The sequence below is a fragment of the Oceanobacillus zhaokaii genome (assembly GCF_003352005.1).
GTDB classification, from domain to species: Bacteria; Bacillota; Bacilli; order Bacillales; family Amphibacillaceae; genus Oceanobacillus; species Oceanobacillus zhaokaii.
This window is the reverse complement of the sequence record NZ_CP024848.1, coordinates 3,478,880-3,493,971: the sequence shown is the minus strand read 5'-3', so window position 1 is coordinate 3,493,971 and position 15,092 is coordinate 3,478,880. Positions and strand designations below refer to the sequence as shown.

Annotated in this window: 8 protein-coding genes; 4 read left to right on the top strand and 4 right to left on the bottom strand. The window is 39.1% G+C overall.

Going from position 1 to position 15,092, the window contains the following annotated elements:
* Positions 1-15: 15 nt before the first annotated feature.
* The 3 genes from CUC15_RS17240 to CUC15_RS17230 all read right to left on the bottom strand — a co-directional run bounded on the left by CUC15_RS17240 (position 16) and on the right by CUC15_RS17230 (position 5,978).
* On the bottom strand, positions 16-3,069 hold the full coding sequence (locus CUC15_RS17240) for an FIMAH domain-containing protein (protein WP_114917851.1): 3,054 nt from the start codon (positions 3,067-3,069) through the stop codon (positions 16-18).
* 107 nt (positions 3,070-3,176) lie between these two features.
* Positions 3,177-5,411, bottom strand: a complete 2,235-nt coding sequence (locus CUC15_RS17235; protein WP_114917850.1) for an FIMAH domain-containing protein — start codon at positions 5,409-5,411, stop codon at positions 3,177-3,179.
* A 324-nt stretch (positions 5,412-5,735) separates the two neighbouring features.
* On the bottom strand, positions 5,736-5,978 hold the full coding sequence (locus tag CUC15_RS17230; RefSeq protein WP_162800351.1) for a YesL family protein: 243 nt from the start codon (positions 5,976-5,978) through the stop codon (positions 5,736-5,738).
* 366 nt (positions 5,979-6,344) lie between these two features.
* Between CUC15_RS17230 and CUC15_RS17225 the strand changes: the two genes are divergently transcribed.
* Genes CUC15_RS17225 through CUC15_RS17215 form a run of 3 tightly spaced genes read left to right on the top strand, consistent with a single transcriptional unit; the run spans position 6,345 to position 12,218 of the window.
* Positions 6,345-7,598: a sugar ABC transporter substrate-binding protein gene (locus CUC15_RS17225; RefSeq protein ID WP_114917848.1), complete on the top strand. Its 1,254-nt coding sequence runs from the start codon at positions 6,345-6,347 to the stop codon at positions 7,596-7,598.
* A gap of 42 nt (positions 7,599-7,640) precedes the next feature.
* Positions 7,641-8,942 carry an alpha-glucosidase/alpha-galactosidase gene (gene melA / locus CUC15_RS17220; protein WP_114917847.1) on the top strand — a complete coding sequence of 434 codons (1,302 nt, stop codon included), beginning with the start codon at positions 7,641-7,643 and terminating at the stop codon, positions 8,940-8,942.
* A 27-nt stretch (positions 8,943-8,969) separates the two neighbouring features.
* Positions 8,970-12,218 (top strand): hypothetical protein, encoded by a 3,249-nt coding sequence (locus tag CUC15_RS17215; RefSeq protein WP_114917846.1) that lies wholly within the window; start codon positions 8,970-8,972, stop codon positions 12,216-12,218.
* A 402-nt stretch (positions 12,219-12,620) separates the two neighbouring features.
* Here CUC15_RS17215 and CUC15_RS17205 read toward each other — a convergent pair whose 3' ends face one another.
* Positions 12,621-13,235 (bottom strand): YesL family protein, encoded by a 615-nt coding sequence (locus CUC15_RS17205; protein ID WP_114917844.1) that lies wholly within the window; start codon positions 13,233-13,235, stop codon positions 12,621-12,623.
* Between the two features lie 426 nt (positions 13,236-13,661).
* Between CUC15_RS17205 and CUC15_RS17200 the strand changes: the two genes are divergently transcribed.
* A complete protein-coding gene (locus CUC15_RS17200; RefSeq protein ID WP_114917843.1) occupies positions 13,662-14,921 on the top strand; it encodes a sugar ABC transporter substrate-binding protein in 1,260 nt (419 codons plus the stop codon).
* The last annotated feature ends 171 nt before the right edge of the window (positions 14,922-15,092 follow it).

Sequence of the window (15,092 nt, the reverse complement as noted above, 5' to 3'; positions counted from 1 at the left end):
GAAAACCTTTTACTTTTAATTAGTAAATGACTCTTCTATAACACGCACATTGTTTATTAGCTTTTCTTTTATTTCTTCAGGTGCATTACTTTTATCAATATGTTTACGGAAATTCTGCAAATGCTTTATAGCTTGTTTTGTATGCTCTTTTCGGTAGTGATGTTCAGCTTGTTTTAAGCTATTTGTTAATTGTTTGAATAAGGAATGCTCGATTTGTCCCGATTCTTCGAGTTCTAATATTTGATCTGTCAATGATGATGTAGTTACTTCTATCGTTACCATTATCGCATTGGTTGCAATCTCTTCCCCATTATAGGAAACAATTGCATGAATTTCAGTACTTCCCGCATTATTACCAGTAAGTTTTCCATCTTCAATTGTTGCAATTGCTGGATTTGAATTTAACCATTCAATCTCAGCTCCAGCTAAATCTGCTCTATTCCCATTTGCTAGTGTGACTTCAAGAGAAATATCAGTTTCATCACCTTGAAGAACTGAATCGCCTTCAATGGAAACAATTGCTTCTTTCAACGGGACAGGTAGTTTGTATAGGTCTGCTCCAGATGCATAATAAATATTTCCTTCATTATCTAAATCCATCAGATTTACTGTATCACCAATTAATTGTTTGCTCATCATTGTTTCTGGATTTATAACGGTAAGTTTACGTCCTGCTGTTGTATATAATAGGCCCTGTTCGTCCCAACGGATAAAGAATGGACGCCATTGGCTCCCTCGATGAACCCCTGAATAGAGTTCCGTACTTTTTATGATCTCCCTTGTTTCGGTATCCATAGCGAAAATTACGGTGTTATCTTTACCAGCTGCATCGATTCCCCAAGCAACTCCCCATAGGTTATTGTCAGGTCCAATGGATAATTCACCAATCATCTCAGGTTTTTCCAAACCTTCTACTTCTAGATTAAATACTTCATAGTCTTCTGTGCTAGTATTATAGGAAAACATTTTTGCTTCTGTTTCAGATGGTTCAATTCCTAGTCCGCCAGAAATGGAAGAGCCGCCAAATAAGATGCCATCTTGATAGGCAAGACCGATAATACTTTGATTCTCGATGATATTTTGGATAGTCCTCCACTGGTTAGTTGGAGAATCATAGATAGTCAATGCTCCACCAAGTCTTCCATAATCAGCAATTGTTCCGATAAATAACTGATCGTTCCCCGATGCAAAAGCAAAAGGTCTGCTTTGATCGTCTCCTATATCATAGACCATTTCAGGATTATCGCCTTCTTTGCCTCCTGAATAATCAAAAGGAATTTCTGGATTATATTTATAGATACGAGCTCCCCCGTAAGTTCCTAAATAGACATCCCCGTTCAAAAATCCTATTCCTTCGATTTGATGTGGATCACGTTCGTGCAAGATATACTCCTCTTTTGAAGTATCATATACACCAAAAGAACCTTGATAGCCTCCCATATAAATATTTTCATCTTCCCCAATTTCTAAGCTTTGAATAGCTAGTCCTTGCATGTCCACTTCCGGATAGCGCACCTCAATTGTGCCTGTCTGTGGATTAAATATCGAATATTCGATTTGATGATGTAATATTGCTAGGACATCAGTACCATCCTCTGTCTTTATCCATTCGAATGCTTTTGCTGGTGTAGCAGGTAACTGCACACGCGGTTCCACTGGTGCTGTTTCATGTGTTTCTAAATTATATGTCCATAATTGAGTGGAATTTTTACTGATAAAATATATAATATTTTCATCATATGGAGAAGGGGAGGAGATTAATCCATCAAATGTATGCTCATCCTCCCAATTCATTGTATTTAATACTTCTCCTGTTGTAGCGTCTATTGTTAATAAAGATGTTCCATAAGCAACAAACAAATTATTTCCATACTCCCAAATATTCGATACGGATGTTGATTCCCCTGTAATTGGCAATGGTATCTCTGTTCTCTCCCCAGTTTCTCGATTCATTTTAATCAGGTGCGCGGTTGTGCCTATTCCAACATAAAGATTTTCTTCTGTTACCCCAATGCCTCTTGCATACAACTGATCCTCAAAAAAAGTACCTAAATCTGTGAACGTATCTGTTTCTATATCAAATTCAAAAACTTTTGCATTAGGATAGGTTGCACCATAAATTTTTCCATCTTCGGTAGCATCTAATTGCCAAACCCAGTTATCGGAAGGATTTTTCCCAACTTGTTCTAACCGCTTTTCATCAACTAGATAACGGTATAGAATTCCATTGTACGTACCAGAAAAATAAACATTACCGTCTGAACCTATTGTCATTCCCCACACGACATCACTGCCTGGTAATGACTCTGAGAAAATTAATTCCCCAGTTTCAGAGTCTGCGGCATAGAAAGTAGCAGGAGATCCATTTGTTGCATAATAAAGTTCCCCATCGCCAATTGCTGCTCCTTGCGTTTTTGCTGCTAAAGCGGCAGGACCAAGATTAATTGGATCACCATAATCAAATGGTAATTCTAATTGATTGGAAGTTTTCTTGAATAATTTTATTTCATCGTAATATCCCTTCATTTTTGATGTAGACGACTGATAAATAAAAATTTTTAAGCCTGTTGCACCGGGTGGAGCATCAGCCTCAACGAATACCTCTTGCCAATCTCCATGAACAATACTATCAAAATACTGTGCTGAATTTTGAATGATATCTCCCTTATCATTCAACCAGCGTAACCAAATTCCTGGCTTACCTTGAAGCTCTTCAACAAATAGGTGGGCAGATAATCGATAGGAATCACCCTCGTTTACCTCGATTGCCTGACTGAAAAGACCAACGACACCAGTATTATCTACTGCAAGGCTTCTATTTCCTTCATAAACGATTTCTTCTGATATTGCCATTCCTTCTTTAAATCCACCTGTCCAATATTCCCAGGAAGGTAAGTCATTTTCAGTAGAAGGTAGTGTTTCAAAGTCACCATTCTGAACTTGAACTTCCTGCCATTCATCATTAGCTTCTACCGATGATGTTGAGTTGAATAATGTAGCAGGAATGAGTGAGAAGATCAGTAACATAGAAAGTGAAATTGAAAATAATGGGAAGTACTTTTTGTTCATATTTTTATTCCTCCTAAATTAGGGTGATGTTTAAAACACCACCCTATTTGTCTAGCAATACCTGTCAATAAGCCCCCTGCAGAATAAAGGTTTACTACATAGTTATGTTAAAATTCGATTAATTCTAGCGAGCTTTCTATTTCCTTTTTGGCATCAGCTGTAATTTCGGATTGGTGAGCCTCTTCCAAATGTTTAAATGCTTTTTGTACAAATTTTTCGGCTTGTTGTAGTCTATCCATGTCACGATGATGAATAGCTTGCTTCATCGAATGAATTAACTTTTTACTCAAGGAGTGTTGGATATTTCCATCCTTTGTTTGCTGCTCGATTAAATCGAGTATTATTTCCAGTGTCACTTTTTCCATTACTTCTATTTTCATCACATTAGATCCGTCAGCATAGTAGACGTTCCCGTCGTCGCCGATTGTCATCAGTTCCGTTTCAGCTAATGTTTCTGACTCTAGTGTACTCGGATCTACCACAGTCAACTTCCCTGCCAATGTCGTATACATTAATCCATCCTCACCCCAACGGATATGAATTGGGCGCCATCTGCCATAATCAATTACATCAGGATAAATATTCTTGCTCTTTACAATTTCTAATGTATCTGGATCTATTGCAAAGATAATTCCGTCAGCTGCTGACCACAATAACCCATCAGGTCCAAGACTCATACCACTAATCATTTTTGGCTGAACGGCTGCATCAGGTATTTCAGGGACAAACTCAGTTAATTTCTCTTCTCCTTCAATATCCCAAACGAAGATTTTCGCTGCAGTTTCGGTTGGATCAATTCCTAATCCACCTGCAATCGTTGTCGAACCGTAAAGCGTTCCATCTTTCTCTGCAAGCCCGGCTATAGCTTGATTGTGGATGACATTCTCGTAAACAACTGTATTTTCAATTGCTGTTGGATTAAGTGCGGTTAAAGAGCCACCAAGCTTACCATAGTCTGGTATCGTTCCAATAAATAGTTTATCCTGTACAGGTGTCATGATAAATGGACGATCCTGGTTTGGGATGTCGTAAATTTGTTTTGGGGCTAGAGTTGGCTGCGTTACATCCAGCTCAAAGACAGTAGCTCCTGGATATACGCCAGAATACATTTTATCTCTAAGTGCTGCCATCCCCTCTGCTTGTCCTAAAGCAAATGCTTCTGATTTACTTGTTTCAGGATCTAATGCAGCAGCTTTTCCACCAGGATACCCGCTTAGATAGATATTTCCATCTGGTCCTTTTTCTAATGTTTGAATAGGAATTGGATTGCCTACAATCGGAAATTTAATGGTTTCCACTTTTTTCGTTTCTAAATTCATGTACGTTACATCGCCGCCGAATTGTACGGTAACTAATGATAAGCCAGGAAAGTCAGGATTATCAGGTCGCTCAACCCATGTTGTATTACGTAAAAATGTACCAAATACAACACCAGTATCAACTGCTTCAAGTGTAGTTAAGTTGACTTCTTGAAGGCGATTATTTTGCAAAAAGTATACCTTATTACTTCCAGGCTGTCCGTCAACTAACCGTAATCCTTTATTATTAAGATAGTAGGTGTCACTCCATTTTTCTGCTTCTGTGTCATAAAACAAAAGTGCATTATTTCCGCCGCCTACACCTGCGATAATATATTTTCCAGCTGCATCAAGCTGCCAAACACTGCTGCCATGAACGATATTGCTTGGTAATTCGATCTTTTCATATTCACCTGTTTCAACATTCAATTTGACAATGTGGTTGTCCACACCGACTCCTAAATATAAATATCCGTTAAGGTAGGCGGTGGAACGAGTGTAGCTTTGCCCAGGTGCGACATTTCCGTAATCCCTCATTTCACCTGTGCTCGGGTCATAACTTCCTGCCTTTGCATTTGGAAAGGAACCAAAATAGACTCTACCTTCTTCATCATGCGATAATCCGTATATGACACTTTCTCCAATACCACCCAGATTTATTACTTCCTTTGTTTCAGGCGAATACTCATAAAGACTGCCATTTCCTCCAATATAGACATTTCCATTTGGAACTGTAATGTGTGTCCATGAGCTTGAACTGCCCTCGAGTGGGTAAGTCCGAATTACCTCTTGGCTGACAAGATCGACTACCTGAAAGACTGCTGGTTCTCCAGTTACCGTAGTATACATCACATCTCTTCCGTCTTCTTTTCCATAAGTTGAATCGTAAAGTGCAACACTTTGAATAGGAGAACCTAGATTAACAGGGTCACTGAAATTTGTTCCAATTTCTGCTGATACAGTTCCTGGGTAAGGCAGAATTGTAATCAGTACAAGTAATAAAGAAATAAATAAAGCTGGAATTGTTTTTAGGTTACTTTTCATTAATTAAACTCCCTTCCATTATTGTGTTAATAAGCTGCGGGAAATAAAGTTCTTGTTTTATTAAAACCTCCTCTCAAATATTAAAGGTTCAATTACAAGTGATGAGTTTCTGATTGATAACGCTTTCAATAATGCTGACTGAAAGCTACAGAACGGAATATTTTTCTCTTAATAATATTCATAAATTAATTCTGTTCAATATACAAGTCTTTAATTAGACCATAAGTTATATGGGACATAAGCCCATACGTAAAATCAGTAAAAGTAGTATAAAAGGTGCAGCCAATGAAGGTTGCACCCGTTTCTAAATTCTATGTAACTAATTTATCCCTTTTCGAATTTCAATTCTTCTAAATGCCCGATTACTGATCCAAGTGCTAATAACAGCGAGTACACTTCCTGTAAATAAGGGAAAAAGGTTGGAAAGATATGAAATTCATGTTCCTGTTTAGGCCACATTTTAACAATTGTAAACATTGCTCCTGTTGCTGAAAAAAGGCCAAACACAAATACTCCGATACATGTAAATAATATCCAAAGTAGATTTAAATAACCTACTATTAACATCCATAATGCAAGCATATTAAATTTGAAAGAACTCCTCCTTTAAAAACCAACTATACGTTAACTTTATCGTAAATTTAGTTTAATGAAAGTATTTTTATTATATTTTCAGATATTACGTAATGTTGCTATTAAAGACAATTTAGAGACTTGTCACTTGTACAAAAAAATCCTAATATAAAGTTAGTAAATAGGAGGAGATGGAGACTTTAAGATAGCTTATGCTATGCAGTAACTAATGATAGCGTTTTCAGTTATTTGGAATTACTCATAAAATAGGAAACTGTATGCGCTAAAGGAGGTGAAGAATCGTATAGATTTGGGGTCTTAATCCAGGTTGTATCTTTTTAAAAATAGGGGGATTAGCTTATGCAAAGGAAAATTAGATTTCTGGTACTACTACTTATGATGGGACTTGTACTTGCTGCATGTAAGTCGGAAGGTAAGGAGACATCAGGAACTGGTGGGGATGGAGAAGTTTCTGGTGAAATAACCGTTTGGGCACACCCTTATACTGCTGGGCCGGAAACAGAAAGTACAATGTGGGATGAGATGATTGCTTCTTATGAAGACGAATTTGACGTTAAAGTAAATTTTGAGACAATACCGTGGGATAATCGTGATCAGAAAATACTTACAGCTCTAGCATCTAACAACGGGCCAGATGTTTTTTATGCTATTCCAGATCAAATGCCGCAATATGCTGAAGAGGGCATGTTATTAAATCTTGATCCTTATTTGGAAGACAATGATATGGATGATTTTGTAGATACAGCACTAGTTGCGACAAAGTGGAAAGATAAAACATACGGCCTTCCAATATTACAAGAGGCAAGTACATTTTTTTATAATGTTGATGTGATTAAAGCGATAGGAGAAGATCCAAATAATCTTCCGAAAACATGGGATGAGTTTGAAGAATGGGCTGAAAAAGCGAAAGCTAACGGGTTTTATGCAATGAGCTATCCGGGTGGTGGATCGATGAATGGGACGTTGTATCCTTGGCTTTGGCAGGCAGGCGGAGATGTTATTACCGAGGATAATGAAGTTTTGTTAAATAGCCCTGAGGGTTTAGAATCATTTGAGTTTATTAATAACATGTATCAGAAAGAATGGATTCCAAAAGATTCAATAACAGCAATGGAGCATAATGCATTATGGTTAGGTGGGGATATTTTAGCTGTAATGGGATCTGCAAATTTAATTGCTGAGTTACAAAATAGTGATTTTAATTTTGTGATTTCACCGCCTTTAATAAATAAGGAACAATTAACTTATGGTACTACTGGAATGTTTGTCGTTCCTTCTAATAGTGATAATCCAGACGCAGCTGCCGAGTTTGTTAAAACAATAACAAATGCAGAAAATCAAAGAATATTTAATACCACAACAAGGTTTATTCCTGCAAGGGAATCTGCCAAAGATATCTTTGATAATGATGAATATATGAGTCAGATAGCATCTAACACACAATACGCTCTGCCTGGAGTTATCCACCCAAAAGGTCGATCAATTATGCCATTAATTGGGGCAGAATTACAGGCAATGATGGCAGGTAAGAAAACGCCACAGGAAGCAATTGATGCTGCAGAAAAGGCAATTGAAGAAGAGCTCGGTAAATAAAGCAAGACGGGGGAAATTTACTCAAATAAAGGGGAAACTTAAATGTCTAAAATAACTATTCTTGGAGCAGGAAGTACTGCATTTGCAAAAAATATACTGGGAGATTGCATGACTGTGGAATCACTTCAAGAATTTGAATTTGCATTATATGATATTAATCCTGAAAGATTGAGAGATTCTGAAGCAATGTTGACTAATTTAAAGGAAAACCTTCAATCGAATGTAAATATTGTTTCCTATACTGACCGTAAAGAGGCCTTAAAAAATGCGAAATATGTAATAAACACGATTCAGGTTGGTGGTTATGATCCAAGTACAATAATAGATTTTGAGATACCTAAAAAATATAATTTGCGTCAAACAATTGCAGATACAGTAGGAATTGGCGGAATTTTCCGCAGTTTGCGGACTGTTCCGGTCATCATGGATTTTGCTAGAGATATGGAAGAGGTTTGTCCAGATGCATGGTTCTTAAATTATACAAATCCAATGGCGACGTTGACTGGTGCTATGTTGCGGTATACAAATATTAAAACAGTCGGATTGTGCCACAGTGTTCAAGTGTGTGCTAATAGACTGCTGAAATCTCTGGAGATGTCTACTGACAATGTACAGTGGAAGATTGCAGGAATTAATCATATGGCATGGTTGTTGGAGATTACCCGTGATGGAAAAGATTTGTATCCGGAAATCAAGAAAAGAGCTAAAGAAAAGCAAAAATCTCAACATGATGATATGGTTCGCTTTGAATTAATGGAATATTTCGGTTATTACATTACCGAATCTTCGGAGCATAATGCCGAATATCATCCGTACTTTATTAAAAGTAAGTACCCGGAGTTAATTAATCGTTTTAATATTCCATTGGATGAATATCCAAGAAGATGTATAAATCAAATAGAAGGCTGGAAAAACATGCGTGAAGATCTGGTAAATAATAAAAATCTTTTGCATGAACGTACACATGAATATGGTTCACGCATCATCGAGGCAATGGAAACAGATGTACCTTTTAAATTTGGGGGTAATGTTTTGAATACTGGTGGGCTGATTAGTAATCTGCCAGAAAAAGCATGTGTAGAAGTCCCATGTTTAGTTGATGCAAGCGGTGTTGCTCCTACCTATATTGGAGAACTGCCAGAACAATTAGCAGCCTCAAACCGGACAAATATTAATACGCAACTACTTACAATAGAAGCAGCAATGAATAGAAAAAAAGAATATATTTATCAAGCTGCAATGTTGGACCCGCATACAGCAGCCGAATTATCACTAGATGATATCGTTTCATTATGTAATGACCTAATTGAAGCACATGGTGATTGGTTGCCGAAGTTTAATTAATTTATTAATGATCGAGGAGGCTCTTTAATGAAAATAGGTATATATCGCACCCTCATAACCATGATGTGCTTACTATTCACTATAGCTGGTTTTGGAGGAACAACGGTTTCGGCGGCAGAAAGCAAGCTTTCGCAGAAAAATTATGGGAGCCCTGAGGAACTTCTATATCCCAATAATTATACGGTAGCTGTGTTTAACGGCACGGTCGGCAAGGAAGACGGGCATAATGTGCTTTATGCCACGGCGAAAGGAAAGCCGGGTTATTTGAATGTCATCGACCTGGATGATTACAAGCTGCTCCGAAGCATTCCAATCGCTCCATCGGAAAGCTCGTGGGCACACACCATAGCACCAGACGGATCGTTATACCTGGCTGCTGATGGAAGCGGAGCGAAGTTATGGAACTACTCTCCTGTAACGAAAACTCCAGTGCTGGTAGCCGAATTTGGTGGGCAATCCGTACCGAACAGCATTACAACGGATGAGAAGGGACGTGTTTACGTTGGTACTTATCCAGGAGGCAAGGTGTTTCAGTACGATCCTGTAACCAAGCAAACGAAAGATTACGGCCGGATGATAGGCGCTTTAGACCAGGAATATGTTCGTTCGATTGCTTACCAGGGCGGATTTATTTATGCAGGTACAGCTCATAAGCAAATTGTCAGGGTCAATCTTGAAACCGGAGAAAAAATCAATATTGCGGGTTCCCTCAATGTAAAAGAAGACACGGTATATGACTTAAGCACCATTGATGACCGTTATTTATTAGCTCGTTATACGGACGGCAGTGGGATTCCGGGAGAAGGTTTTATTTACGATACGCAGACGGAAACTTGGCTCGACGTTGTATTAGAAAATCTAGTGGGGCTCCATGCTACGGATTCATTGGATGGAAAATTGTATTTCCTGGCCGACAAGCAGGTGAAAACATTCGACTTGACCAGCCACCAAGTAGAATCGACTGGCATGACATACGGAAGCGGGTTCCGGGGGGTGGATTGGGTTGAGTTTCCAAACAAGCCTGAGCTGCCCGGTAAAAATTTAGTAACCGTTCGTTATGATGGCGGTGTAACAGTCATGAATATTGAGACAAAGCAGGTACATTCCTATCCCCCTATTATTCCAGGATTGCCAGGGGTCGTTAACCAACTTAGTGCGGTCTCCGAAACCCAGTTGATAGCGACAGGCTCGCAGGCGAGATCTTCTCTTGTCGATCTGGAAAGTAATACGACTCAACCGTTTAATATTGGGCAGGCGGACAGTGTATATACAGTAGGGAACAAAGTATATTTGGGCGTTTATCCAGAGGGCGCCTTATACGAATACGATTTATCCGCGGAACCGAGCAGTACGAATCCGAAAAATCTGGCGGTACTAGGTAACCAACAAGAACGGCTTGTTAACATTACGGGCGGAAATGACAAAATCTATATTTCGACGATTTCCGGATATGGAACCTTGGGAGGTTCTCTAACGGTGTATGATCCTTCAACCGGGGAAACCGATGTACATCGGAACGTTGTCGAAAACCAAAGCGTACTAAGCACGACGTACCATGATGGCAAGCTATTTGGCTCTACAACTATTCGCGGCGGTCTTGGCTCAGAGCCGACTGAAGCTGAAGCTAAAATTTTTGTTTGGGATACGGAAAAGGAAGAAAAAATCACTGAATTTACGCTTCGTATTCCAGGCTTAGATAAGCCGATATTTATCGGAGATCTCTCACTAGGGCCTGACGGATTGATCTGGGGAGCTTCTCATGAGTTTATTTTCGCGATTGATCCAAATACATTCCAAGTTGTAAAAAGCAAGAAAATGTATCCGAAACTGAATTTTAGTCACTGGGCCCACCATCCGCTTCGGTGGTCTGAGGACGGACTGCTTTATGTTCTCTTCAATAACAAGCTAACCGCGATTGATCCGGAAACATTGGAGTCACGTACACTGACTGATGCGTCGCGTTTTGATTTAGGTCAGGACGGTCACGTGTATTTTACAGATGCACAGACGAACACCATTCTTTACCGAATGGAAGTGGACGGGGAGATCAAGGAGCCGTTCCCGAACGTTTCGGTTCCTGTGAGTAACGCCGGTTTTGAAGAGGGCGGAAGCACGAGTGCTATACCGGGATGGAGTCCACTCTTTGCTACTGGTGATGGCTACACTTATGAGCTTAGCAGCGAGAGGAGCTTCACGGGCAACTATAGCTTAAAGACGACAGATACGCTACGGACAGCTTCTGTGGCCGTCATTAGCGACAAGATTCCTGTAATTCCTGGAGAAGAATACGAAGCAGGAGTCAATTTGTACATTGAATCAGGTCAGCCAGGCTTTATGTTTCGCTTCTATGACAAGAACAACACTGAGATCTCGACACTGGAAACGCATTTAGACGAATCCCGGTTATCACAGTGGCAGCAGGTAATGCTTAGAGGCAAGGCACCTGCTAATGCGGCCTATGCTAAATTACTAGCCGTTACGTCGCGTTATAATATATCTGAAGCCTACTATGACGATTTCACCGTAAAAGTTAAGGATAAGGTTGTTCCAGTGTCGCTCGCAAGCTTCGACCCAGCTCCAAATGAGAACGGCTGGAATAACAGCGATACCGTTGTTTCGATTGCAGCAGACAATGCCTATTCGATCACTTATTTAGCCAAAGGCGCACAAACTGTTGACCAAGTGACAGAAAAGGGAAATGCAGTTCAAGTTCCTATAACTCAGGAAGGAAAAACGACGCTCACGTATTACGCTACGAACTATTCCGGTGTTCAAGAAGAGCCGCAAACGCTTGAAGTGAGCATCGATAAGACTGCCCCGGTTGTTCAATTTACAGCTTTGCCGGAGTATTCCGTATCAGAGGCTGTCAAAATTAGCTGCACGGCATCAGACCCCTTGTCCGGTTTGGCTGACGATCCGTGCACAGGACTGTTAATAGAGCGTCCAGCCTACGAGCTTGAGCCAGGAAGCCATGACATTACCGTCACAGCCGAAGACAAAGCCGGCAATAAAGCATACAAGACCTTCACCTTCCAGGTCACTGTGACATACGAGGGGCTGGCTGAGCTTGCTCGTCAGTTTGCAGGTGAGGATACCGGGCTTGCTAATGCGTTGTCAAGTAAGCTTGAAAATGCGCAAGACGCAGAGGAACGCGGAAATGAAAGCGCAAAGGCTGGAATGATTCAAGCATTTATCAACCAGGCAGAAGCTCAAAGCGGTAAGAAATTAACAGAGGAGCAGGCTCAAATTCTTATCGAACTGGCAGGTTATTTATAAAAGAAAAAACTGTAAGCTTTAAGCCTATCAGATTTCAGGTATACCATCCTGATTCTGATAGGCTTTTTTGCAATCGTAAAAAACACAACCTGTTATAAGTAGCTCCATAGTTGCAGCAAGAAGATACGTTGTAAGATGGGGAAATAAATAATAACGAAGAAGTGAGGTGAAGCTGGTGGGAAGTTCAGCTCCAGCAAGATTCAGCATTTGCCCCCAGCCCACAAATCCGTGCAGCAGATTTGGAGTAAGTTATGGAAATTCAAGATTTTGTGTTTTTCAACTTTTCAAGGTATCTTGCTCTTTATCATTTATAAATATATTCCGCTGTTTAGTTCGGTATTGTTATCCTACTTAATTATTAGGATTACAACTTCCTAAAAGTTGTAAGCAGTTCCTAGATAACTAACTTATTCCTTTTCGAATTTCAATTCTTTTAAATGCCCGATTGCTAATCCAAGTGATAACAAAAGTTAATACACTACCTGTAAATAACGGAATAATGCCCGGTATGAGAGTAACGATAAAGTATAAAGCAGCGAAAGACAGTGCAATCGAAAGTGTTTCGATCGGAGAGGTCACTGCGATTAAAAATGCTTGTTTAATATATTGAAAGAATTTTAAGTCAAAATGAATGTAAACCGGGAAGAAAAAGAGCAATGTGATGACGTATGCAATTAGAATCAACACCAATACTGGAAATAGAAAAGATAACTTTCCACTATTTATCTGTAAAAAAGTTAGATCGTAAAACAAAACATACCCAACAATCGTAAATAGTACTGCATATCCGTTTAATTTGAAGAATTCCTTCTTGTAAATCTTCCAAAAGGCCGGGAATATGCGAAAGTCTCGTTCCTGTTTAACCCACTTCCTCACGATGGAAAACATTGCTCCTGTTGCTGGAAAGAAGCCAAACACAACGGCTCCGATACTTGTAAATAATATCCAAATTAAATTTAAATAGCCTACTTTTAACATCCATAATGCAATTGTATTAAACTTGTCCCAGCTTACCAATAATTCCCCCTCCTTTAAAAATCAACTATACGTTAACTTAACCGTAAATTGCAAATACTTTTTCATCTTTAAACGACAACATTCCTGTAGTATTTTCTGATATTATCCAATATTCCTATTAAAGACACTTTAGAGACTTGTCACTTGTCCAAAAAAATCTTAATATAAAGTTAGCAAATACAATGAGATGAAAGCTTAATAACACAATAATGTTAACGCTTTCCTGTTTTTGAATTACTTATATTAGGAGGCAACTGTATGATCTAAGGAGGTGTAAAGTCGTTTAAAAATAATTTGTAAATCTAGGTTGTATATTTTAGTAGATAAGAAAGTATAACGACTTTCTTACTACATAAGTGCAACTAAGGCTGTCACCTAAAAGCCTGGTGACAACCAAGTTTTCTAAAAAAATAGGGGGTTTAGTTTATGCGAAAGAGAATTGGATTTCTTGTGATGCTACTTACGCTGGGACTAGTATTAGCTGCTTGCAACTCGGATGGTGAGGAAACAGCTGGAACTGGTGGGGATGGAGAGGTTTCTGGAGAAATAACTGTTTGGGTACATCCTTACACAGGTGATGCAGAAGCGGAAAAAGAAATGTGGGATGGAATAATCGCTAGATATAATGAGGAGTTTCCTGAAGCTAAGGTAAATATTGAGACGATTCCATGGTCTAACCGAGATCAAAAAATATTAACTGCACTTGCAGCAAACAATGGTCCAGATGTATTCTATGCGATTCCTGACCAAATGCCACAATATGCAGATGAAGGAATGCTGCTTGAGCTTGATCCTTATTTAGAAGGCTATGATATGGATGATTTTGTTGATTCAGCTTTAGTTTCAACTACATGGAAGGATAAAATGTATGGCCTGCCAATTCTGCAAGAGGCATATACTTTCTTCTATAATGTAGACGTAATTGAAGCAATTGGTGAAGACCCAGAAAATCTGCCAACAACTTGGGAAGAATTCGAAACATGGGCTGAAAAAGCAAAAGAGAAAGACTTCTATGCACTTAGCTATGCTGGTGGCGGTTCGATGAATGGAACATTATATCCGTGGATATGGCAAGCAGGTGGGGATGTTATTACCCAGGATGACGAAGTCTTGATAAATAGTCCTGAAAGTGTGGAGGCATTTGAATTCATCAACAACATGTATGAAAAAGGCTATCTTCCTGAAGATTCGATCACTGCAATGGAGCATGATGCATTATTTCAAGGTGGACAAATGCTAGCAGTCCTCGGGTCAGGGATTTCATTAACGAATTTACAAGCAATTGAGGATTTTAATTTCGTAATCGCACCACCGTTACAAAATAAAGAGCAAGTAACGTATGGTACGACAGGAATGTTCGTTGTTCCTTCAAATAGTGATAACCCTGATGCAGCTGCAGAATTTGTGAAAGTAGTGACAAATGCAGATAGTCAAAGGGATTTTAATACGGTAACACAATATATTCCAACAAGAGAATCTGCTAAGGATATCTTTGATAGTCAAGAATATCTAAGCCAACTTGCAACATATACGGAATTTGCATTACCTGGCGTAATTCATCCAATAGGACGCAACATTATGCCGTTAATTCAAGCAGAAGTACAAACGATGATGGAAGGTAAGAAGACACCAAAAGAAGCAGCAGATGCAGCCGCAGCAGTGATTGAAGCGGAACTAGCTAAATAGACTAAAAGCAAGCAAGCATATCAATTCGATGTGCCTACTTTAGAATTTAACAGAGAGTATTGGTCCAACTATCAGATCAAACTCTCTGTTACTAACTTTCATATGAAATAAGGTGATTACGCTGGAGAATATTAAAGAGAATAATAGTTTTGCATCTGATCAATTACCTAA

What these genes read in the sequence shown, in the direction of transcription:
- CUC15_RS17240 (WP_114917851.1), bottom strand. Translation starts at nt 3,069, where the DNA reads ATGAACAAAAAGTACTTCCCATTATTTTCAATTTCACTTTCTATGTTA.
- CUC15_RS17235 (WP_114917850.1), bottom strand. Translation starts at nt 5,411, where the DNA reads ATGAAAAGTAACCTAAAAACAATTCCAGCTTTATTTATTTCTTTATTA.
- CUC15_RS17230 (WP_162800351.1), bottom strand. Translation starts at nt 5,978, where the DNA reads ATGTTAATAGTAGGTTATTTAAATCTACTTTGGATATTATTTACATGT.
- CUC15_RS17225 (WP_114917848.1), top strand. Translation starts at nt 6,345, where the DNA reads ATGCAAAGGAAAATTAGATTTCTGGTACTACTACTTATGATGGGACTT.
- melA (WP_114917847.1), top strand. Translation starts at nt 7,641, where the DNA reads ATGTCTAAAATAACTATTCTTGGAGCAGGAAGTACTGCATTTGCAAAA.
- CUC15_RS17215 (WP_114917846.1), top strand. Translation starts at nt 8,970, where the DNA reads ATGAAAATAGGTATATATCGCACCCTCATAACCATGATGTGCTTACTA.
- CUC15_RS17200 (WP_114917843.1), top strand. Translation starts at nt 13,662, where the DNA reads ATGCGAAAGAGAATTGGATTTCTTGTGATGCTACTTACGCTGGGACTA.